Source organism: Streptomyces sp. NPDC002130 (genome assembly GCF_040296465.1).
Lineage (GTDB): Bacteria > Actinomycetota > Actinomycetes > Streptomycetales > Streptomycetaceae > Streptomyces.
Window position 1 is genome coordinate 12,256 of record NZ_JBEOXI010000021.1, and the last position, 21,675, is coordinate 33,930.

Annotated in this window: 20 protein-coding genes; 3 read left to right on the forward strand and 17 right to left on the reverse strand. The window is 72.1% G+C overall.

Annotated elements, in window-relative coordinates; genetic code table 11:
- Positions 1–9 precede the first annotated feature (9 nt).
- The 6 genes from ABT116_RS06270 to ABT116_RS06295 all read right to left on the reverse strand — a co-directional run bounded on the left by ABT116_RS06270 (position 10) and on the right by ABT116_RS06295 (position 7,452).
- Complete coding sequence (locus tag ABT116_RS06270; RefSeq protein ID WP_351628579.1) at positions 10–3,054, reverse strand: helix-turn-helix transcriptional regulator; 3,045 nt, start codon at positions 3,052–3,054, stop codon at positions 10–12.
- 128 nt (positions 3,055–3,182) lie between these two features.
- Positions 3,183–3,368, reverse strand: coding sequence for a hypothetical protein (locus ABT116_RS06275; protein ID WP_351628581.1), 186 nt, complete (start codon positions 3,366–3,368; stop codon positions 3,183–3,185).
- A 213-nt stretch (positions 3,369–3,581) separates the two neighbouring features.
- On the reverse strand, positions 3,582–4,118 hold the full coding sequence (locus tag ABT116_RS06280; protein ID WP_351628584.1) for a hypothetical protein: 537 nt from the start codon (positions 4,116–4,118) through the stop codon (positions 3,582–3,584).
- A gap of 35 nt (positions 4,119–4,153) precedes the next feature.
- On the reverse strand, positions 4,154–4,726 hold the full coding sequence (locus ABT116_RS06285) for a GNAT family N-acetyltransferase (RefSeq protein ID WP_351628587.1): 573 nt from the start codon (positions 4,724–4,726) through the stop codon (positions 4,154–4,156).
- Positions 4,704–6,950: an MMPL family transporter gene (locus tag ABT116_RS06290; RefSeq protein WP_351628589.1), complete on the reverse strand. Its 2,247-nt coding sequence runs from the start codon at positions 6,948–6,950 to the stop codon at positions 4,704–4,706. Before ABT116_RS06290 ends, ABT116_RS06285 begins: the two co-directional genes overlap by 23 nt.
- Before the next feature lie 160 nt (positions 6,951–7,110).
- Positions 7,111–7,452, reverse strand: a complete 342-nt coding sequence (locus ABT116_RS06295) for a hypothetical protein (protein ID WP_351628592.1) — start codon at positions 7,450–7,452, stop codon at positions 7,111–7,113.
- Positions 7,453–7,643: 191 nt separating this feature from the next.
- On the opposite strand from ABT116_RS06295, the gene ABT116_RS06300 reads away from it, so the two are divergent.
- Positions 7,644–8,447, forward strand: coding sequence for an SAM-dependent methyltransferase (locus ABT116_RS06300; RefSeq protein ID WP_351628594.1), 804 nt, complete (start codon positions 7,644–7,646; stop codon positions 8,445–8,447).
- 60 nt (positions 8,448–8,507) lie between these two features.
- Here ABT116_RS06300 and gatB read toward each other — a convergent pair whose 3' ends face one another.
- The 5 genes from gatB to ABT116_RS06325 all read right to left on the reverse strand — a co-directional run bounded on the left by gatB (position 8,508) and on the right by ABT116_RS06325 (position 12,544).
- On the reverse strand, positions 8,508–10,022 hold the full coding sequence (gene gatB / locus ABT116_RS06305; protein WP_351628596.1) for an Asp-tRNA(Asn)/Glu-tRNA(Gln) amidotransferase subunit GatB: 1,515 nt from the start codon (positions 10,020–10,022) through the stop codon (positions 8,508–8,510).
- Between the two features lie 15 nt (positions 10,023–10,037).
- Positions 10,038–10,277: a hypothetical protein gene (locus ABT116_RS06310; RefSeq protein ID WP_019329755.1), complete on the reverse strand. Its 240-nt coding sequence runs from the start codon at positions 10,275–10,277 to the stop codon at positions 10,038–10,040.
- Positions 10,274–11,767: an Asp-tRNA(Asn)/Glu-tRNA(Gln) amidotransferase subunit GatA gene (gene gatA, locus ABT116_RS06315; RefSeq protein WP_351628599.1), complete on the reverse strand. Its 1,494-nt coding sequence runs from the start codon at positions 11,765–11,767 to the stop codon at positions 10,274–10,276. The genes ABT116_RS06310 and gatA overlap by 4 nt, the downstream gene beginning before the upstream one ends.
- A gap of 5 nt (positions 11,768–11,772) precedes the next feature.
- On the reverse strand, positions 11,773–12,069 hold the full coding sequence (gene gatC, locus ABT116_RS06320; protein WP_095936815.1) for an Asp-tRNA(Asn)/Glu-tRNA(Gln) amidotransferase subunit GatC: 297 nt from the start codon (positions 12,067–12,069) through the stop codon (positions 11,773–11,775).
- Positions 12,070–12,172: 103 nt separating this feature from the next.
- The gene (locus ABT116_RS06325) at positions 12,173–12,544 is read right to left on the reverse strand and encodes a DUF4267 domain-containing protein (protein WP_351628602.1); all 372 of its coding nucleotides are present in this window, start codon (positions 12,542–12,544) and stop codon (positions 12,173–12,175) included.
- Between the two features lie 130 nt (positions 12,545–12,674).
- Between ABT116_RS06325 and ABT116_RS06330 the strand changes: the two genes are divergently transcribed.
- Positions 12,675–13,262 (forward strand): TetR/AcrR family transcriptional regulator, encoded by a 588-nt coding sequence (locus tag ABT116_RS06330; RefSeq protein WP_351628605.1) that lies wholly within the window; start codon positions 12,675–12,677, stop codon positions 13,260–13,262.
- A 120-nt stretch (positions 13,263–13,382) separates the two neighbouring features.
- On the opposite strand, the gene ABT116_RS06335 is transcribed toward ABT116_RS06330, so the two are convergent.
- The 6 genes from ABT116_RS06335 to ABT116_RS06360 all read right to left on the reverse strand — a co-directional run bounded on the left by ABT116_RS06335 (position 13,383) and on the right by ABT116_RS06360 (position 21,268).
- Complete coding sequence (locus ABT116_RS06335) at positions 13,383–15,665, reverse strand: putative bifunctional diguanylate cyclase/phosphodiesterase (RefSeq protein ID WP_351628607.1); 2,283 nt, start codon at positions 15,663–15,665, stop codon at positions 13,383–13,385.
- Positions 15,666–15,925: 260 nt separating this feature from the next.
- Entirely contained in the window at positions 15,926–18,121 is a 2,196-nt protein-coding gene (gene ligA, locus ABT116_RS06340; RefSeq protein WP_351628609.1) for an NAD-dependent DNA ligase LigA, read from the reverse strand.
- Between the two features lie 15 nt (positions 18,122–18,136).
- Positions 18,137–19,144, reverse strand: a complete 1,008-nt coding sequence (locus ABT116_RS06345) for a methionine synthase (protein ID WP_351628611.1) — start codon at positions 19,142–19,144, stop codon at positions 18,137–18,139.
- 31 nt (positions 19,145–19,175) lie between these two features.
- Positions 19,176–19,865: an SDR family oxidoreductase gene (locus ABT116_RS06350; protein ID WP_351628613.1), complete on the reverse strand. Its 690-nt coding sequence runs from the start codon at positions 19,863–19,865 to the stop codon at positions 19,176–19,178.
- 63 nt (positions 19,866–19,928) lie between these two features.
- On the reverse strand, positions 19,929–20,468 hold the full coding sequence (locus tag ABT116_RS06355; RefSeq protein WP_033313276.1) for an LOG family protein: 540 nt from the start codon (positions 20,466–20,468) through the stop codon (positions 19,929–19,931).
- The gene (locus ABT116_RS06360; RefSeq protein ID WP_351628616.1) at positions 20,465–21,268 is read right to left on the reverse strand and encodes a class I SAM-dependent DNA methyltransferase; all 804 of its coding nucleotides are present in this window, start codon (positions 21,266–21,268) and stop codon (positions 20,465–20,467) included. Before ABT116_RS06360 ends, ABT116_RS06355 begins: the two co-directional genes overlap by 4 nt.
- An 81-nt stretch (positions 21,269–21,349) precedes the next feature.
- Here ABT116_RS06360 and ABT116_RS06365 point away from each other — a divergent pair, with 81 nt between their 5' ends.
- The gene (locus ABT116_RS06365) at positions 21,350–21,673 is read left to right on the forward strand and encodes a DUF427 domain-containing protein (RefSeq protein WP_351628619.1); all 324 of its coding nucleotides are present in this window, start codon (positions 21,350–21,352) and stop codon (positions 21,671–21,673) included.
- Positions 21,674–21,675 lie beyond the last annotated feature (2 nt).

Sequence of the window (21,675 nt, forward strand, 5' to 3'; positions counted from 1 at the left end):
GCGTATGCCTCAGCCCGTGGGACCGGGCATGACCATCTCGGCCGGGAACAGCCCCAGCCGGTGCGCCACCGCCGCCGCCTCGCCCCGCCCGGAGACGCCGAGCTTCCCCAGGATGTTCGAGACGTGCACGCTCGCGGTCTTGGGTGAGATGAACAGCTCCTCCGCGATGCGGCGGTTGGTCTGCCCCGCGGCGACCAGGCGCAGGACGTCCCGTTCCCGGGTGGTGAGGCCGAGGGCGTCGGCGGGGTCGGCCGGCGCGGGGCCGGGTTCCATGGCGGGCATGAGCGGGAGGCGGGCGCGCCGGGCGAGCGCGGTGGCGGCGTCCTCGAGCGGCCGGGCACCGAGGTGGCGGGCGACGGTGTGGGCGAGCCGCAGCAGTTCCGTGGCTCGCTCGCGCTCGTCCTCGCCGGCGCCCGTCAGCAGGGACTCGGCCAGGCGGTACCGGACGCGGGCGAGGTCGTAGGGCCGTCCCAGGGGTTCGAAGGCGGTGACCACGTCCGACCAGGTGGCCGGGGTGCTCCGGCCCTCGGCGCGATGGAGTTCGGCGCGGACCCACCGCTCATGGGCGAGCCAGACGGGGGCGTGGGTGGTGAGGCGCTTGACGGCGGAGAGGATGGCGTCCGGGACCTGCTCGCGGCCGTCGCGGGCGGCGGGCAGCGCCCGGGCGTCGGCCTCGGCGGTGGCCGCCTGGAGCAGCAGCGGCCAGGCGTAGCGCTGGGTGCCGAGCGGGAAGCCGGAGGCGAGGGTGCGGGCCAGTTCGGCGCGGGCGTCGGCCAGGCGGCCCTCGGCGGCGGCGACGGCGACGGTGAGGCAGGAGATCGGCAGGTCGTGCTGCGGCATGGGGTCGTGCGGGCCGTAGGAGGCGCGGGCCTCGGCGAGGTGGCGGGCGGCCTCGGGCACCTCACCGCGGGCCAGGGCGAGAAACGCCCGGCTGTTGGCGCCCGACCCGTACGGCCCGGCCGTCTGCCCCAGCCGCTGGGCGCTGACGGCCGCCTCGGCGGCCTCGTCCCAGCGGCCGAGGGAGATGAGCGACTCGGCGAGGTTGCCCCACACCCAGCCCTCGGACTCGGTCAGTCCCATCGTGGAGGTGAGCCGCAGGCCCTCGCGAAGGACGGTCACGGCCTCCTCGGAGCGGCCGATGCCCTCCAGGGTGGAGGGCAGGTTCACATGGCTGCGGCCCACGACGACCGCGAGGCCACGGGCCACCACTTCGTCCCGGACCTCGTACATGTGGGCCAGCCCGGCTTCGATCTGCCCGGCCTCGACCATGAGCCCGCCGAGAGTGAGGCGGGCGTTGGACTCGATCTCGTCGGCGCCCACCATGCGCGCGTACTCGACGGCCCGCTCGGCGGCCGTCAGGGTCTCCGGGCCGGGTTCACGGAGCATCGACCAGTGCGCGGCCGTGGCCAGCACCTCGGCGTGCACCTCGGACGGCGGCAGGCCGCGGACCAGCTCCTGCGCGGTGGCGATCTCCTGCCAGCCGTCGCCCCGGGCGAGCCGCTGGACCAGCCGGGAACGCTGGATCCAGAACCAGGCGGTTCGCAGGGGATCGTCCTCGTCCTCCAGCAGGCGCAGGGCCCGCTTGGTGATCTTCAGGGCGCGTTCGCGCTCCCCGCAGAGCCGTCCGGCCACGGCCGCCTCGGCCAGCAGGTCCAGGTGGCGCAGCGCCGTGGTGGCGGGGTCGCAGCCGCAGGGGGGATAGACCTCGGTGTAGTCGACGGGGCGCAGGGTGGCGCGTACGGCCTCGGGAGCGGAGTCCCACAGTTCCATCGCCCTCTCCAGGAGCCGGAGTTGCTCGGAGTAGGCGTGGCGGCGGCGGGCCTCGACGGAGGCTTCGAGGACGGCGGGCAGGGCCTTGGCGGCGTCGTGGGCGTGGTACCAGTAGCTGGCCAGGCGGGTCGCCCGCTGGTCGGCGGGGACCAGGGAGGGGTCGGTCTCCAGGGCTTCGGCGTAGCGGCGGTTGAGGCGGGAGCGTTCGCCGGGAAGCAGGTCGTCGCTGACGGCCTCGCGGACCAGGGAGTGGCGGAAGCGGTAGCCGTCGCCGCCTGGTGCGGGGGCGAGGATGCTCGCGTTCACGGCGGCCCGCAGTGCCTCGATGAGGTCGTCCTCGGCGAGCCGGGCGACGGCGGCCAGCAGCCGGTACTCGACGGTGGAGCCGCCCTCGGCGACGATCCGGGCGACCTGCTGGGCGGACTCCGGCAGCCCCTCCACACGGACGAGCAGCAGGTCGCGCAGGGAGTCGGTCAGGCCCGTCCGGCAGCCCTCGTGGTCGGCGACGGCGAGCTCCTCGACGAAGAAGGCGTTGCCGTCGGAGCGCTGGAAGATCGCGTCGACCTGGTCCGGCTCGGGTTCGTGGGCGAGGATGCCGGCGACCTGGCGGCCGACCTCGTCGCGGTTGAAGCGGGCGAGTTCGAGGCGGCGGATCGTGCGGAGCCGGTCGAGTTCGGCGAGCAGGGGCCTGAGCGGGTGGCGGCGGTGGATGTCGTCGGAGCGGTAGGTGGCGAGGACGACGAGGCGTCCGGTGCGCAGGGTGCGGACGAGGTAGGACAGCAGATGGCGGGTGGAGGCGTCGGCCCAGTGCAGGTCCTCCAGGGCCAGGACGACGGTGTGCTCGGCGGCCACCCGCTCCAGCAGGCGTGCAGTGAGCTCGAAGAGGCGCGCCATGCCGTCCTCGTCGTGCCGCCCGGCCCGCGACTCGCCCAGCTCGGGCAGCAGCCGGGCCAGTTCCTCCTCCTGGCCGGCGGAAGCGGCGGCCAGCTCGCCGGGGAGTTCGCGGCGCAGGGCGCGCAGCGCGGTGGAGAAGGGGGCGAAGGGCAGCCCGTCGGCGCCGATCTCCACGCACCCGCCGAGTGCGACCACCGCCCCGCGCCGACGGGCGGCGGCGGCGAACTCCTCGACGAGGCGGGTCTTGCCGACCCCGGCCTCCCCGCCGATGAGCAGCGCCTGCGGCTCGCCCTCGCAGGCGCGTGCGAGGGCGTCGTACAGCGTGCCCAGTTCCTCGGCACGGCCGACGAAGACGGGGCTGACGGACTGGGTTTCCACAGGCCCGAGCATCGCATGCGGGTCCGAGGGCGTGGGACCGGTTTTCCGTCGAACGGCCGGAGCAGCGGCCGCCGTTCCTGTGCGAACGACGGCCGCTGCTCCCCTGACGGCCACGGCGGCGACCGGTCCCGCCCCGGTGTTCACGCCGTCCGGGCGGACCGGATCCGGCGGAAGCGGCGGCTATGGCTCTCGTGCTCGGCGGAGTCCCCGCCTCCTTCGTGGCGGGCCGCGCGGCGGGCCCGGGCGGCCTCGCGGACCAGGCGGGCGTGGTCGGCCCGGCGGATGAGGTCGGAGGTGCGCAGCTGCTGGAGCTCGTACTCGTACATGGTGTGTCCTTCGAGGAGAGGCCGGTCACGGAGGGTTTCTCCGTGATGACCTCACTCTCGTCCCCCAGGCGGGGCCGCCACATCGGGAGAGTTCCGCATCTTCGGCGGCGCACGGTGCCTTAGACGCGGCCGAGGGGCCTCAGGGACTCCGTAAGGTGCTCACGGAACCGCCTAAGACCCCTCAGGACCTGCGGGCTCTCAGCTCTCGGGCGCTCAGCTCGCGGACGGCAGTCCCAGCAGGATGCCGGTGTACTTGAGGACGGCCAGGAACAGGCCGATGACGCCGAGCGCCACTCCCGCCCAGGCGACGGACTTGATCCAGGGGGCCTGGACCCTGCCCGGCGTGCCGAAGGCGGGCCGGGCCAGCGTGACGACGCCGACGACCAGCGCGATCAGCGCGAACAGGCCGCCCCACAGGGCGGTGGTCTGCCAGGCGTCGCCGTAGACCGCCTGGATCTGCTGGGCCACGCCCGCGTTCTGCGCGGTCTCCAGCTGACCGATGAGGTTCTGGCGCGCGGAGGCGACGGTGCCGATCCAGCTGCCGGTGAGCGAGACGACGCCCAGCGCGGCGGAGACCACGGCAGCGGCGCCCTGGCCGACGCCCGAGGGGCTCTCCTCCTTGGCCGGCGCGTCGTCGGCCGCGGCCGTGACCTCGGTCCGGGGCGCCTCGTCGGACTCGGTGGTGTCCACCGCCTTCTCATCGGTCGTGGCCTTGGTGGCCTCGGTCTCGTCCACTGCGTTCGTTGCCATGTCTCGCACCGTAGGTTCGCTGTCTGAGAAGTCTCTTAATGATCGTTGTGAGCCGCACGCGCGCGTGCGGCGCGCCAGTCGGGCGCCAGCACGGACCAGACTTCGAGATCGTGCCGTACGCCACCATAGGGGTGGGCCTCGCGTCGTACACCGTCGCGGGTCATTCCGAGTCGGCGCGCCACGTTCAGACTCGCCTGATTGCCGGAGGCGGCGACCCATTCGACGCGGTGGATGCCGCGCTGCTCGACGGCCCAGTCGATGAGGACCCGCATCGCGCGCGTGACCAGACCCCGGCCCGTGGCGGCGGGCTCCAGCCAGCAGCCGACCTCGCAGTTGCCGGTCGCCGCGTCGAAGTTCAGGAACAGCACCCCGCCCACCAGGGATCCCTCCAGCCACAGGCCGTGCAGGGAGCCGGTGTCGGCGGCGCGCATGTCGGCGTAGCGCTGGAGCTTCGCGCGGGCCGAGGGCAGGTCCGTCTCGGTCGTCCCGAACGGGATGTACTGCCCGATGAAGTCCCGTCCCCGCTCCAGGTGCGCCAGGAACTCCGCGGCGTGCCACGGCTCCAGGGGTTTCAGCTCGGCGTCGTCACCCAGGGATATCGCGTACATCCCGCTGCCGCTCCTCCTCCGCCAGGACGTCCGCCACCTCGGCGTCCGTCGCGGCGGCCAGCCTCTCATGGGCGGCGCGGCTCTCGGGCGGCTCGATGCTGATGCGCGGCATGCGCTTGTCCAGCCAGCGGGGCAGCCACCAGTTGGCGCCGCCGAGCAGGTGCATCAGGGCCGGGACGAGGAGCGTGCGCAGGACGAAGGCGTCCAGGGCGACGGCGGCGGCCAGGGCGATGCCGAACATGGCGATCACCCGGTCGCCGCTGAGCACGAAGGCGAGGAAGACGGAGATCATGATGACGGCCGCCGAGTTGATCACCCGGCTGGTCTCGGCGAGGCCGACGCGCACGGCCCGCCGGTTGTCACCGGTCTCGAGCCACTCCTCGTACATCCGGCTGACCAGGAAGACCTGGTAGTCCATGGAGAGGCCGAAGAGCACCGACACCATGATCACGGGCAGGAAGGGTTCGATGGGCCCGGCGCTGCCGAGGCCGAGCAGTTCGCTGCCCCAGCCCCATTGGAAGATCGCGACCACCACCCCGAAGGCGGAGGCCACGGCGGCGACGTTCATCGCGGCGGCCTTGAGGGGGATGCCGATCGAGCGGAAGGCGAGCAGGAGCAGGAGACAGCCCAGGCCGATGACGACCCCGACGAAGACGGGCAGCTTGGAGACGATGACGTCGGCGAAGTCGTCGTAGCCGGCCGTCATGCCGCCCACCTGGACATCGAGCGCGGTGCCCGACTCGGCGCGCGGCAGCACCTCTTCGCGCAGCCGGTCGACGAGGTCGCTGGTCTGCTTCGACTGCGGGGAGGACTCCGGTACGACGGTGAGGTACGCGGTGCGGCCGCCGGAGTCGAAGGTCACCGGGGTCACCGAGGCGACGCCGTCGGTGGCGCGGAGGGTGCCGTCGAGGTTGCCGAGGGCGAGCTTGTCGTCGGCGCCGTCGACCTTGGTGACGAGGGTGAGCGGGCCGTTGACGCCGGGGCCGAATCCGTCGGCGAGCAGGTCGTAGGCCTGGCGGGTGGTCGCCGTCTTCGGGCCGTTGCCCTGGTCGGAGGTGCCCAGGTGCAGGGAGAGGGTGGGCAGCGCGAGGACGGCCATGACGACCAGGGCGACCGCGCCGAGCACCTTGGGGTGGCGTTCCACGAAGGCCGACCAGCGAGCCGCGAAGCCGGTGGGCACCTCGGGTTCGGGGCCCTGCTCCGCGAGGCGGCGGCGCTCGCGGCGGCTGAGCGCGCGCATGCCTATGAAGGACAGCAGGGCGGGCAGCAGGGTCACGGAGGCGGCGACGGTGAGGATCACGGTGAGGCTGGCCGCTATGGCGACGCCGTTGAGGAAGCTCAGCCGGAGGATCAGCATGCCCAGCAGGGCGATGCAAACGGTGGCACCCGCGAAGACGACCGCCCGTCCCGTGGTCGCGACGGCGTTCGTGGCGGCCTCGGTGACGGACAGCCCGCGTTTCAGACCGCGCCGGTGCCGGGTGACGATGAACAGCGCGTAGTCGATGCCGACGCCGAGCCCGACGAGCATGCCCAGCATGGGGGCGAAGTCGGCGACCGTCATGGCGTGCCCGAGCAGCACGATCCCGGCGTAGGCGGTGCCGACGCCGACCAGGGCGGTGGCGATGGGCAGCAGGGACGCGGCGAGCGAGCCGAACGCGAGGAACAGCACCACCGCGGCGACGATCACGCCGACGATCTCGGCGACGTGCCCGCCGGAGGACTCGGTGAGCGCGACGGCGCTGCCGCCCAGCTCCACCTGGAGCCCCTCGGTCTCGGCGCTCTTCGCGGTGTCGACGACGGCCTGTGCCTCGCCCTTGGCGATGTCCTCGGCCTGGTCGTCGAAGGTGACCGAGGCGTACGCCGTGCGGCCGTCCGCGCTGATGCGGCCCGTGCCCGGCCCGTCGTATGGGCTGGTGACCGAGGCCACGCCGGGGAGGTTCTCGATCCGGTCCAGGGTGCGGGTCATCGTCTGCTCGACGTCGGCGGCGCGGACGCTGCCGGACGTGGTGTGCCAGACGACGGTGTCGCTGTCACCGCCGAGCCGCGGGAAGCCCTCGTGCAGCAGCTCGGTGGCGCGGCCCGACTCGGTGCCGGGGACCTGGTAGTCGTTCGAGTACGTGGTGCCGGCGACGGCGGCGCCCGCGGCGACCCCCGCGAACGCGAGGAGCCACAGCAGGACGCTGAGCAGACGGCGCTGGACGCACCAGCGGGCGAGGGCTGCCACGGAACGTGCTCCCGGAGTGTTGCCTTGAGTGGATCTTTGGCCGGGAACAGTCGTACGTGAACTGAACAGCCAGCAAAGAACGCATGAGCAATGCGCTGCCACTCTTACAAACCGACGAGATCATTTGTCGGTTTCGTGGGCTTATTCACAGCGGCCGGTCTCAGTCGAACTGGTCACCCAGCGCCATCACCATGACACCCGCGACCAGCAGCCACAGGGCGCGCCGGGTGCGGCCGCGGGAGCCCAGCAGGGCGGCGGCAGCGCATATGGCGGCCCCGCCGGCGTAGGCGGCCGGGACGAGTGCCGGAGCGGGGCGGGTGAGGCGGAGCAGTGCCGCGGCGAGACCGGCCAGGGTCAGCGCGGCGCCGGTGCCCGCCGCGGTCCACCGGGCCCGGCGGGCGTCTTCCTCGGTCTCGGCCGGGTCGTCGGTCCCGTCCTGCCCGGCGGCCGCCTCCGAGTCCGCGCTCTCGGGGTCGGTGTCGGAATCAGGACGTCCACTCATGGCCGTGACGGTAGCGCGCCGGGCGGGAAAACCGGGTGCGGGTCCGACGGGCGGGCTGTTAGCGTCGGCCGGTCCGAGGAAACGCCCGCGGCCTCCCGCCGCCCGGCCGAAGCAGGTGCATTGTTTGACGGTCCGACCGAGCTCCTCCGCATCCCCGTTCTTCCTCAAGGACTCAAGGAGCCCGTTCACCGATGTCGGACATCACTTCCCGGACCTCGAACGACCCCCTCGCTGACCGTGTGAGCCACCCCGGCTACCCCCGCAGCAACGGCTACGACGCCCGCTGGACCATCGACAACCAGATGGGCCCGCACGCGCTGTGGCTGCTGGAGTGGCTGGCCCCCGCCCTGGGGCTCGACACCCTGAGCCCCGGCTCCCGCGTGCTCGACCTGGGCTGCGGCCGTGCCATGACGTCGATCTTCCTCGCCAGGGAGTACGGCGCCCAGGTCACCGCCGCGGACCTGTGGATCAAGCCCGACGAGAACGCCGGGCGCATCGCCGAGGCGGGCGTCGGCGACCGTGTCCTGCCCGTGTTCGCCGAGGCGCACGACCTGCCGTTCGGCGAGGGCAGCTTCGACGCGATCGTGAGCATCGACGCGTACCAGTACTTCGGCACCAACGACCTCTACCTGCCCACGCTGACCCGGCTGCTGAAGCCGGGCGGGCGGATCGGCGTCGTCGTACCGGCGCTGCGCGAGGAGATCGACGGCGTCGAGCCGCCGGAGCACCTCAAGCCGTACTGGGAGCCCGACTTCTGGTGCTTCCACACCGCGGCGTGGTGGCGACGCCACTGGACCCGCAGCGGGGCCGTGGAGGTCGAGACCGCGGACTGGCTGGAGGACGGCTGGCGCGACTGGCTGCGCTGGTGCGAGGTCGTGGCCGAGGAGCACACGGACGAGTGGCACGTCCGGATGGCCGGCCGGTGCGCCGAGATGCTGCGCCTCGACCGGGGCGAGACGCTGGGCTTCGTCCGGGTCGTCGGCCGCCGCCTCTGAGTGAATGACGAGGGGGACGCACCGAGTCCGGTGCGTCCCCCTCGTCGGGTCCACGGGCGGTCAGCCCTCGCTGACGCCCAGCTTCTGAAGGATCAGTTCCTTGACGCGTGCCGCGTCGGCCTGACCCCTGGTCGCCTTCATGACCGCGCCGACCAGGGCGCCGGCCGCGGCCACCTTGCCGCCGCGGATCTTGTCCGCGACGCCCGGGTTGCCGGCGATGGCCTCGTCGACGGCGGCCGTCAGCGCGCCCTCGTCGGAGACGACCTTCAGACCGCGCTTGTCGACGACCTCGTCCGGGGTGCCCTCGCCCGCGAGGACGCCCTCGATGACCTGCCGGGCCAGCTTGTCGTTCAGGTCGCCCTTCGTGACGAGCTCGGTGACCCGGGCCACCTGTGCCGGCGTGATCGCCAGCTCGTCGAGGGCCTTGCCCGACTCGTTGGCGCTGCGGGCCAGCTCGCCCATCCACCACTTGCGGGCGGAGGCGGCGTCCGCCCCGGCCTCGATCGTGGCGACGATGGGCTCCAGCGCACCGGCGTTGAGGATGGCCTGCATGTCGGTGGCCGAGACGCCCCACTCCTCGCGGAGCCGGTTGCGGCGGACCAGCGGCAGCTCGGGCAGCCCGGCCCGGATCTCCTCGACCCACGCGCGGGACGGGGCCACCGGGACGAGGTCGGGCTCCGGGAAGTACCGGTAGTCCTCGGCCTCCTCCTTCACACGGCCCGAGGTCGTCGACCCCGTGTCCTCGTGGAAGTGCCGGGTCTCCTGGATGATCGTGCCGCCGGACGACAGCACGGCCGCGTGCCGCTGGATCTCGAAGCGGGCCGCGCGCTCCACGGACCGCAGCGAGTTGACGTTCTTCGTCTCCGAGCGGGTGCCGAACTTCTCGGTGCCGTTCGGGCGCAGCGACAGGTTCACGTCGCAGCGCATCTGGCCCATCTCCATCCGGGCCTCGGAGACGCCGAGCGCCTTGATGAGCTCGCGCAGCTCACGGACGTAGGCCCGCGCGACCTCGGGGGCACGCTCGCCCGCGCCCTCGATCGGCTTGGTGACGATCTCGATGAGCGGGATGCCGGCGCGGTTGTAGTCCAGCAGGGAGTGGGACGCGCCGTGGATACGGCCGGTGGCACCGCCGACGTGCGTCGACTTGCCGGTGTCCTCCTCCATGTGGGCGCGCTCGATCTCCACGCGGAAGGTCTCGCCGTCCTCCAGCTGCACGTCGAGATAGCCGTTGAAGGCGATCGGCTCGTCGTACTGGGAGGTCTGGAAGTTCTTCGGCATGTCCGGATAGAAGTAGTTCTTCCGGGCGAAGCGGCACCACTCGGCGATCTCGCAGTTCAGCGCGAGGCCGATCTTGATGGCGGACTCGACGCCGGTCGCGTTGACGACCGGGAGCGCGCCGGGCAGGCCGAGGCAGACCGGGCAGGTCTGCGTGTTGGCCTCCTGGCCGAGGGCGGTCGAGCAGCCGCAGAACATCTTGGTCTTGGTGCCGAGTTCGACATGGACCTCGAGGCCCATGACGGGGTCGTACGACGCGAGTGCGTCCTCGTACGACACCAGGTCGGTCGTGGTGGTCACGGTGAAGGTTCCCTCTCAGCCCAGCAGGACGTCGTCGTCGCCCAGCCGCTTCAGCTCGCGGTAGAGAATGGCCAGGTTGGTGACGACCGCGGCGCCGGTCACGACGGCGTCGAGCAGCCGCAGCGTGTCGTTGTCTCCGCGAGCCTTCTTGATCTGCTTGTAGACACCGACGGCGCCGAACGCCGACGTGGCCATCGAGACGTACAGACCGGACTTGGACTTCTTGAAGCCCTTGGCCTTGGACAGTGCGCTCACAGCGACGGAGCCTCCTCGATCAGCGGGTGGCCCCACTTTTCCACGAAGGCGGCCTCGACGGCTGCTCCCACCTTGTACAGGCGGTCGTCCTTCATGACGGGGGCGATGATCTGCAGGCCGACCGGGAGGTTGTCCTCCGGGGCGAGACCGCACGGCAGCGACATGGCCGCGTTGCCCGCCAGGTTGGTCGGGATGGTGCACAGGTCGGCGAGGTACATCGCCATCGGGTCGTCGGCGCGCTCGCCGATCGCGAAGGCGGTGGTCGGGGTCGTCGGGGAGACGATCACGTCGACCTGCTCGAACGCCTTGTCGAAGTCCTGCTTGATCAGCGTGCGGACCTTCTGGGCGCTGCCGTAGTAGGCGTCGTAGTAGCCGCTCGACAGGGCGTACGTGCCGAGCATGATGCGGCGCTTGACCTCGGGGCCGAAACCGGCCTCGCGGGTGAGCGAGGTGACCGCCTCGGCGGAGTTCGTGCCGTCGTCGCCGGTCCGCAGGCCGTAGCGCAGGCCGTCGAAGCGGGCCAGGTTCGAGGAGCACTCCGAGGGCGCGATCAGGTAGTACGCCGACAGCGCCAGGTCGAAGGACGGGCAGTCCAGCTCGACGATCTCGGCGCCCAGCTCCTTGAGCAGCGCGACCGACTCGTCGAACCGCTGGATGACACCGGCCTGGTAGCCCTCGCCGCGGAACTGCTTGACCACGCCGACGCGCATGCCCTCGACGCTGCCGTTGCGGGCGGCCTCGACGACCGCCGGGACGGGCTCGTCGATGGAGGTGGAGTCGAGCGGGTCGTGCCCGGCGATGACCTCGTGCAGCAGGGCCGCGTCCAGGACCGTGCGGGCGCAGGGCCCGCCCTGGTCCAGGGAGCTGGAGAAGGCGACCATCCCGTAACGGGAGACCGCGCCGTACGTCGGCTTGACACCGACCGTGCCGGTGACAGCGGCGGGCTGGCGGATGGAGCCGCCGGTGTCCGTGCCGATGGCGAGCGGGGCCTGGAAGGAGGCCAGCGCTGCGGACGAACCGCCTCCGGAGCCGCCGGGGATCTTGGTGAGGTCCCACGGGTTGCCGGTCGGGCCGTAGGCGCTGTTCTCGGTGGAGGACCCCATGGCGAACTCGTCCATGTTGGTCTTGCCGAGGATGACGACGTCGGCGGCCTTGAGCCGCTGAGTGACGGTCGCGTCGTACGGCGGGATCCAGCCTTCGAGGATCTTCGAACCGACGGTCGTGGGCACGCCCTCGGTGGTGAAGATGTCCTTCAGCGCCAGGGGCACGCCGGCCAGCGGGCCGAGCTTCTCGCCGCGCTCGCGCTTCTCGTCCACGGCACGGGCCTGGGCGAGGGCGCCCTCGCGGTCGACGTGCAGGAAGGCGTGAACCTTCTCGTCGACGGCCTCGATGCGGGCGAGGTGGGCCTCGGCGACCTGGACCGCGGTGAGCTCGCCGGAGGCGATCTTCGCGGCGGTCTCGGCGGCCGTGAGCTTGATGATGTCCGTCATGGCTGTTAGTCCTCCCCCAGGATCTGCGGCACCTTGAAACGCTGCTGCTCCTGGGCCGGGGCGCCGGAGAGCGCCTGCTCGGGGGTGAGCGACGGACGGACCTCGTCCACGCGCATGACGTTCGTCAGCGGGAGCGGGTGCGAGGTCGGCGGTACGTCTTGGTCGGCGACCTCACTGACGCGGGCGACCGCGCCGATGATGTCGTCCAGCTGTCCCGCGAAGTGGTCGAGCTCTTCGGGCTTCAGCTCCAGACGCGCCAGCCGGGCGAGGTGGGCGACCTCCTCGCGCGTGATGCCAGGCATGCAGCGATCCTCTGGGGTGAGTGGATGTGATTTGGCCCAATCCTATGGGGCGAGGGGCCGTGCCCGTGAAACGGTTTGCCGCCCGGAGGCTCTCGGGGCCCCCTCAGACCGCGAAGAGCAGTCCGGCGGTGATCAGGATGACGACCGCGGTGGCGAAGTGGATCCCGAACGCCACCGCCTTCGTGCCGCCGTTGCGCAGCACGATCAGTGTGTCGCCGAGCGGTATGAGGGCCACGGCGAGCATGAACCAGGCCTCGGCTCCGGCCCCCGCGAAGGCGAGCAGCGCCAGACCGACCAGCCCGAGGGTGCCGTCCCGCAGGCCCTTGATGGTCAGGTAGGCACCGGCGTCGCCGCCGGGGTCGGCCGGGACACCGTATCCGGCGGCCGCGGCGGCGGGCTGGAACAGGAACCGGTAGCCCAGGAACAGGCAGAACAGGTTGAGCACGACAGCCAGGGTGTAGGCGGTGATGGTCATGACTCTCCTCGAAATGCAGCAGGCGATTTCCGGCAGGCCGTTTCCTGCACGCGGTTTCTAGCAGCGCTAGGAACAAGAGCGAAGCTAGCAGAGCATCGACAGGAACGCTAGCGGTGCTAGGATTTCTCTCATGACGATCCAGACGCGCCGGGAGCGCGAACGAGCAGAGCGCGAGCAGCTGATCGTGACGGCCGCGCGGGAACTGGCGGAGGCGGAGGGCTGGGACGCGGTGACCACGCGCCGGCTCGCCGACGAGATCGAGTACAGCCAGCCGGTCCTCTACAGCCACTTCAAGGGCAAGGGCGCGATCATGGCGGCGGTGGCGGTGCAGGGCTGCGAGGAGCTGGCCGACGAGCTGCGGGCGGCGCGCACGGCGGCCGGGAGCGCCCGCGAGGCACTGGCGGCGGTGGGCCGCGCGTACACCGCCTTCGCCCGGCGGCGGCCCGCGCTCTACGACGTGATCTTCACGCTCGCCGTGGACCTGCCCTTCGCCACCCCCGAGGCGCCGGCGGCCCTCCAGGACGCCTTCGGCGAGCTGCTGCAGGCCGTCCGGCCGATCGCGGCCGAGGGCGAGGACACGGGGTTGCTGACGGAGACGTACTGGGCCGGGCTGCACGGGCTGGTGACCCTGATGCGCAGCGGCCGGCTGCCCGAGGAGGCACACGAGCAACGGCTGGCGCTGCTGATCGGCCACTTCGTGCCGCCCGGCACGAGCTGAGCGCTCGCCCGAGGAGAACCGGGCCGGGCAGGCCGGCGGCGGCCGCGCGCCCGACGGGCCCGCCGCCCATGTCACCCGGCAGCGGTGCAGCCGGGCGAGCGAAGCAGCGGGAGTACGGCCCTACTCGTCGGCCGTCGCCGCGGGCAGAGCGGCGCGTGGCCGCTGCCACCCCCGGGGCCCCCGCGCCCGGAGCCACGCCGTGGTCTCCTCCGGGGGCATCGCCGCAGCGACCAGCCAGCCCTGGACGGCGTCGCAGCCCAGGTCGCGCAGGCGTTCCCAGGTCTCGTCGTCCTCGACGCCCTCGGCGACGACGAGCAGGCCGAGAGAGTGGGCGAGGTCGACCGTGCAGCGCACGATCTCCGCGTCCTCGGCGTCGACCGCGAGCCGGGCCACGAACGAACGGTCGATCTTCAGCTCGCTCACCGGCAGCCGGCGCAGGTGCACGAGCGAGGAGTAGCCCGTGCCGAAGTCGTCGAGCGACATCTTCACGCCGTGCGCGGTCAGTTGGTTGAGGGTGTCGGCGGCGCGCTGCGGATCCTCCAGGAGGACGTGTTCCGTGATCTCCAGTTGGAGCGCTCCCGCCGGGACGCCGTGCCGGGCCAGCCGGGCGGCGACGGAGCCGGCGAAGCCGGGGGTGTGCACATCACGCGGGGAGACGTTCACCGCGACCGGGACGAACAGGCCCTGTTCCCGCCAGCGCGCGACCTGACCGAGCGCGGTCTCCAGCACGTACTCGGTGAGGTGGGGCATCAGGCCCGAGGACTCGGCGATCGCTATGAACTCGTCCGGCGGCACCTTGCCCCGCTCGGGGTGCACCCAGCGGACCAGGGCCTCCAGGCCCGCGACCTGCCCGTCGAAGCGGACCTTGGGCTGGTAGTGCAGATGCACCTCGTGCGCGTCGAGGGCGCGGCGCAGATCGCCCAGCAGGCCGAGCCGGTCTGGGGTGTTGGAGTCGCGCTTGGACTCGTAGACCTCGACGCCGGTGCGGTCCCGCTTCGCCTGGTACATCGCCACGTCCGCCCGCCGCAGCAGCCCTTCGGCGTCCAGGGCGTGGTCGGGGAAGACGGCGACCCCGGCGCTGGCCTCCAGGACGAGGGTGAGGCCGTCGAGGTCGAGGGGAGAGCTGAGGGCGGCCACGAGGTTGCGGGCGACCCGGGTCGCGGAGGTCGTGGAGTCGGCGACCGGGAGTAAGACGGCGAACTCGTCCCCGCCGAGCCGGGCGGCCTCCGCCCCGCGCGGCAGCGCCACCCGCAGCCGGTCGGCGATCTGCAACAGCAGCCGGTCACCGGCGAGATGACCGAGCGTGTCGTTGACCGACCGGAACCGGTCCAGGTCGATCAGCATCAGGGCGGCTCGGGCGTCGATCCGCTCCGCGTCGTCCAGCGCGGTCCAGATGCGCTCCAGCAGCCACTGGCGGTTGGGCAGCCCGGTCAGCGGGTCACGCAGCTGCTCCTCCGCCCGGGCACGGGCTATCCACAGGGTGGAGTCCAGGGCGATCAGGGGGATGGAGAACAACGGCAGCAGGATGGGCTTGGCCACGGCGACCACGCAGAGCAGCGGCGCGATGCCCAGCAGCGCGACGGCGACCAGGCCCTGTCTGACCAGGGCGGTGCGGGCGACGGTGGGCAGGCCGGGGCGCGGGGCGTGCAGGTACCAGAGCAGGACGCGGGTGACCATCAGGTAGGCGACGGCGACCAGGACGACCTGAGGTGCGGTCGCGAGGGTCCAGGCGGCGGGCTCCGCCGGTGACTCGACGGACGGCACGGTTCCGAAGACGCCCAGCACGAGCGCGCCGGCGCCGATGCCGAGGAGGTCGACCGCACCGTGCAGCACGCCCTGGCGCCAGCGGTTGCGGCGGGCCGTACCGACCAGCACGACGACCGTGAGGCTGACCATGCCGGCCGGAACCCAGCCGTAGAGCAGCAGCACGGCGAGGGTGAGGGCGGCGCCCGAGCCGGTGCCGCCCCACCAGCGGGAGCGGCCCAGCATCACGAGGTGGCCGACGATGATGCCGGTGAGCACGGCCAGCGACCAGCCGGCCGTGCCGGCCGGGAAGAGCGCGTGGCCGCCGGTGAAGGCCCGGTAGAAGCCGGCGCCCAGGACGAACCCGGCCGCCGCGACGACAGCCGCGGGCAGCGCGGGCCAGGACTGGTGCCGCTCGCCGTCCTCGTCCGGATCCGCGCCGGCCGGCCCGGTAGTGTGTTCGATGGTCGGCTGTGCCCCGGGACCGTCCGCGGCACGCCCTCCGCCGCCGCGCCCGTCCGGGGTGTACTGTCCGACGGCGCGCACCCCCGCCCCCGGACGCCCCGCCGACCGCACGGCCTCACGGACCGCACGCCATGCGACCGCCATGCGGCGCAGGTGCAGCCGTGAGCCCGGCGCGGCGCTCTCGGTCGGTTCCATTCCCGTCCCTCTCACAGCCGGCGGTGCCCCACGCCCCGCGGCCCGGTGCCCGACAACCCCTGGGCGGCCCGCGTCGGAAAACCCTTCCCCGCGCTCTGTGCGAGCACGAAGATGCCCCGACCGCAGCTGGGCACGGCAGGCGCACATCTCAACAGTAGGCCGCAGAAGGCTTCCACGGGCAGCGGTCGCAGACGGTTGCCCGAATGCGCCCCGGCCACCCGTATGCATCTGGTATGCGCCGAACGGGTGGCCTTCAACCGCTACTCCTCGGCCGAAAGGGCGACTTCGGCCGCCGCGTCCGGTCCCTGCTCCAGCAGGACGCCGAACCCCTCCTCGTTCAGGACCGGAACCTTCAGCTGCATCGCCTTGTCGTACTTCGATCCGGGGCTGTCGCCCACCACGACGAACGACGTCTTCTTCGAAACCGAGCCGGTCACCTTCGCTCCGCGGCTCTGCAGCGCCTCCTTGGCGCCGTCCCGCGTGAAGTGTTCGAGCGTGCCGGTGACGACGACGGTGAGGCCTTCGAGCGGGCGCGGCCCCTCGTCCTCGCCGGTGCTCTCGGCCTCCATGCGGACGCCCGCGGCCTTCCACTTGCGGATGATGTCGCGGTGCCAGTCCTCGGCGAACCACTGCTTGAGGGAGGCGGCGATGGTCGGGCCGACGCCCTCGGTGACCGCCAGCTCCTCCTCCGTGGCCTGGTCGATCCGCTCGATCGAGCGGAACTCGCGGGCCAGTGCCTCGGCGGCGACGGGTCCGACGTGACGGATCGACAGGCTGGTGATGACGCGGGCCAGGGGGCGCTCCTTGGCCGCCGCGATGTTCTCCAGCATGGCGACCGCGTTCTTGCGGGGCTCGCCCTGCTGGTTCGCGAAGATCGTGGCGATCTTCTCCTCGCCGGTCTTCGGGTCACGCTTGGGCAGGCCGCTGTCCGGGTCGAGGACGTACGCCTTGATGGGCAGCAGCTGCTCGATGGTGAGGTCGAAGAGGTCGCCCTCGTCGACCAGCGGCGGCGTCTCCGGCTCCAGCGGGGCGGTGAGGGCGGCGGCGGCGACGTAGCCGAAGTGCTCGATGTCGAGGGCCTTGCGGCCGGCGAGGTAGAACAGGCGCTCGCGCAACTGGGCCGGGCAGGTACGGGCGTTGGGGCAGCGCAGGTCGACGTCGCCCTCCTTCATGGGCCGCAGCGCCGTGCCGCACTCGGGGCACTCGCTCGGCATCACGAACTCGCGCTCGGTGCCGTCGCGCAGGTCGGCGACGGGGCCGAGGATCTCCGGGATGACGTCACCGGCCTTGCGCAGCACGACCGTGTCCCCGATGAGGACGCCCTTGGCCTTGACCACGTCCTGGTTGTGCAGCGTGGCGAACTCGACCTCGGAGCCCGCGACCGTGACGGGCTCGACCTGGGCGTACGGGGTGACGCGGCCGGTGCGGCCCACGCCCACGCGGATGTTGACGAGCTTGGTGTTGACCTCCTCCGGCGCGTACTTGTAGGCGATCGCCCAGCGCGGGGCGCGCGAGGTGGAGCCGAGGCGGCCCTGCAGGGGGATCTGGTCGAGCTTGACGACCACGCCGTCGATCTCGTGCTCCACGGAGTGGCGGTTCTCGCCGAAGTAGGCGATGAACTCCCGGACGCCTTCCAGGCCGTCGACCACCTTGTTGTGCCGGGAGGTGGGCAGGCCCCAGGTCTTGAGCAGGTCGTAGGCCTGGGAGAGGCGGGTCAGGCCGGTGAAGCCCTCCAGGGCGCCGATGCCGTGCACCACCATGTGCAGGGGGCGGGTGGCGGTGACGCGCGGGTCCTTCTGGCGCAGTGAACCCGCCGCCGCGTTGCGCGGGTTGGCGAAGGGCTTGTCACCGGCCTCGACGAGGCGGGCGTTGAGCTCCTGGAACTTCTCCATCGGGAAGTAGACCTCGCCGCGGATCTCCACGAGGTCGGGGACGTGGTCGCCCTTGAGGCGGTCGGGGATCTCCGCGATCGTCCGCACGTTCGGGGTGATGTCCTCGCCGGTGCGGCCGTCGCCGCGGGTGGCCGCGCGGGTGAGGCGGCCGTGCTCGTAGGTGAGGTTCACCGCGAGGCCGTCGACCTTCAGCTCGCACAGGAAGTGGTACTCCTGCTCGCCCAGCTCCCTGGCGATGCGCTCCGTCCAGGCGGCCATCTCCTCGTCGTTGAACGTGTTGTCGAGGGAGAGCATGCGCTGGCGGTGCTCGACCGCCGTGAACTCCGTCTCGTAGGACCCGGAGACCTTCTGGGTCGGCGAGTCCGGCGTGCGCAGCTCCGGGTGCTCCTCCTCCAGCGCCTCCAGGGAACGCAGCAGCTGGTCGAACTCCGCGTCGCTGACGACGGGAGCGTCCTTCACGTAGTAGCGGAAGCGGTGCTCCTCGATCTGCTCCGCGAGGCGCGCGTGCTTCTCCCGTGCCTCGGCGGGCACCGTAGTCGTCTCCGCTTGCTTATCGCCGGCCACCGTGTCGTCCTCCCGTTACTCTGGGTTGTCCGCGAGGGATCTCGCCGCCCGGGCGCAGTGCGCGAGGGCCGTGCGCGCGTACCCCGGGGAGGCCCCCGCGAGTCCGCACGCCGGGGTGACCGTGACCGCCTCCGCGAGAAGCCCCGGAGACAGCCCCAGCCTGCGCCACAGCGTCCTGACACCCATGACGCTACCGGCAGGGTCTGACAATGGACCCTCGGTGCCCGGGACGACACCGGTGAAGAGCCGGGTCCCGGCCTCCACGGCCTCCCCGATCGCGTCGTCGTCACGCTCGGTGAGCAGCGAGAAGTCGAAGGAGACGGCGGCCGCTCCGGCCCGGCGCAGCAGGGCGAACGGCACGTCCGGGGCGCAGGAGTGGACCACGACCGGCCCCGCCTCGTGCACCCCGACGAGGTCGCGCAGCGTCTGCTCGACGAGCTGCCGGTCGACGGCCCGGTGGGTGCGGTAGCCGCTGGCGGTCTTCACCTGGCCGCGCAGCACGGCGGTGAGGGACGGCTCGTCGAGCTGGAGGACGAGCTGCGCGCCCGGGATCCGCCGCCGCACCTCGTCGAGGTGCAGTCGCAGCCCCTCGGCGAGGGAGGCGGCGAGGTCGCGGCAGGCTCCGGGGTCGGAGAGGGCGACCTCGCCGTTGCGCAGCTCCAGGGCGCCCGCGAGGGTCCAGGGGCCGACGGCCTGGACCTTCAGCGGCCCCTCGTACTCCTGCGTGAACTCCTCCAGGGCGTCGAGGTCCTCGCCGAGCCAGGAGCGGGCCCGCTTGGTGTCCCGCCCCGGCCGGTCCCCGAGCCGCCAGCCGCTGGGCTCCACGCGCGCGTACAGCTCGACGAGCATCCCGGCGGTCCGTCCGATCATGTCCGCGCCGGGTCCCCGGCCGGGCAGTTCGGGCAGGAAGGGGAAGTCCTCGAAGGTGCCGGTGACGGTCTTGGCGGCCTCACGGGCGTCGCCGCCCGGCATGGAGCCCACACCGGTGGCGGCGCCGAACCTGAACTGGCTGTTTTCACTCACCGGAGAAGCCTACGCAGCGCCTCCCCCGGGGTCAGCCTCCCGGGCGCACCGTGAGGTCGTTGACCTCCGCGTCGCGCGGCAGATCCAGGGCCATGACGATCGTCGTGGCGACCGACTCCGGGTCGATCCACTTCGAGGCGTCGTACTCCTTGCCCTCCTGCTGGTGGACCTTGGCCTGCATGGGGCTGGCCGTGCGGCCGGGGTAGACCGAGGTGACGCGGATCCCGCCCGCGTGCTCCTCGTGGCGCAGGGAGTCGGCGAGGGCCTTCAGGCCGTGCTTGGAGGCGGCGTACGCGGACCAGTCGGCGTGGGCGTTGAGGCCGGCCCCGGAGTTGACGAAGAGCACATGGCCGCGGGAGGCGCGCAGTTGGGGCAGGAAGTGGCGGGTCAGCTCGGCGGGGGCGATCAGGTTGACGTTGAGCTGGTGGCGCCAGGTCTTCGGGGTGAGCTCGCCGACCGGGCCGAGGTCGACGACGCCGGCGATGTGCAGCAGCGAGTCCACCCGGTCCGGCAGCGACTGGTGGGAGAAGGCCCAGGAGAGCCGGTCCGGGTCGGCGAGGTCGCCGACCAGGGTCCCCGCCCCGGGGAACTGGGCCGCCAGCTCCTTGGCGCGGCCCGCGTCGCGCGCGTGCAGCACGAGCTCGTCCCCGCGCGCGTGCAGGCGGCGGGCCACGGCCGCGCCGATGCCCGAGCCGGCTCCGGTGATCACATGAGTAGCCATGCCGCCATGCTCGCATCAGGGCCGCGTCGCGATGCTGCGGAGGTCCATCACAGGGCCGCTAGGTCACTCGATGCCCCGGCTCTCCTCCAGATACGCCAGCGCCCCCACCGGCTCCTCGGCGAAGAACACCAGGTCGGTGAGCGGCCGGGGCAGGAAGCCCTCGGCGTCCATGCGGCGGAACTGCTCCTTCAGGCCGTCGTAGAAGCCCGCGGTGTTGAGCAGGACCACCGGCTTGTCGGTGTGCCCGTGCTTCTTCAGCTCCAGGATCTCGGTCGCCTCGTCGAGCGTGCCCGTGCCGCCGACCATGATCACCACGGCGTCGGCCCGCTCCAGGAGCAGTTTCTTGCGCTCGGCGAGGTCCTTGGCGACGACCATCTCGTCGACGCCCGGGCGGGCCTTGGCCGCGAGGAACTGCACGGAGACGCCGGCCAGCCGGCCGCCCGCCTCCTGCACCCCGTCGGCGACCACCTTCATGAGGCCGACGTCGGAGCCGCCCCAGACGAGCGTGTGGCCGCCCTTGCCCAGCAGCGTGGCGAACTCCCGCGCCGGGCGGGTGTAACGCTCGTCGAGGTCGGCGGCGGACAGGAAGACACAGATGTTCATGAACCCACCGTACGGGCCCGGTCCGCCGTCGCGGTGAGCCGCATTTTGGACTGCCGGTGCGGCAGGCGTTCCCAGTCGTCCATGAACCGGGCGTCCAGGCCGTGCTTCGCTGCGAGGTCGGTGAGGGTCCGCGTCCGGTAGTAGAAGTCCTCGTGCAGGACCTGGTGCTCCTCGCCCTCGGTGCGGTCGAAGGTGAAGTCGAAGAAGCCGCCGGGTGCGAGGATCCGGCCGACGTGGGCGAAGCACTCCTCGATGACGTGCAGCGGCGAGTGCGAGAAGACGCTGTGCGCGTGCACGACGTCGAAGTGGCCGTCCGGCAGGAAGGCGAAGGTGAGGTCGTCGGCGAGCGCCAGGTAGGGCAGTTTGGGCTGGAGCTTGTCGGCCACGAGGGTGTCCTGGGCGGCGAGCAGGATGTGCGGCGAGATGTCGATGCCGTAGTAGTGCCCGGTGTCGAGGTGGTCGATGAACAGCCGTCCGGCGCGCAGGTTGCCGCAGCCGATCTCCAGCATCCGGTGGTGCGGCCGCAGGCCGTGGCCCACCAGGTAGTCGAACTGCATGCGGCCGATCCGCGCCCACTGTTCGCGCGAGGGGTTGTGCCCCACCGCCGCCTCGGTGCTGCGGGCCGCGTCCGAGGCCATGACGGCCCGGTAGTACGCGATGTGGTCGGGGTGGCGCAGCCGCAGCCAGGCGTCCCGCACCGCGCGCCGGGCGTGCGCGGGCACGCGCTCCGGGTGGCGCACGGCGTACCGGACCTGGTGGAGCAGGCGGGAGCGGTTTCCGGCCGGTTCCGTGGCGGGCATGGGGGCCTCCTGCGGCGAGGGAAGAACTCCGCTTCAGCCTGCGCTGTACCGGTGGAGTCGGCTACCCGAGGAGGGGCGATCGTGACCAGAGGACATCGCATCACCATCGAGCGGAGCGGCGGGCACGTGCGCGTGGTGCACGGCGGGCAGGTGCTGGCCGAGAGCGACCGGTCGCTGGTGCTGCGCGAGACGGGCTGTCCCGAGCGGTACTACATCCCGGCCGAGGACGTGCGCCTGGACCTGCTGACACCGTCCGGCACACAGACGTACTGCCCGTTCAAGGGCACCGCCTCCTACTGGTCGCTGCCGGACGCGGCGGACCTCGTCTGGGCGTATCCGGACCCCAAGCCGGACGTCGCCGAGATCAGGGACCACCTGTGCTTCTACGAAGTGGAAGTGTTCTGATC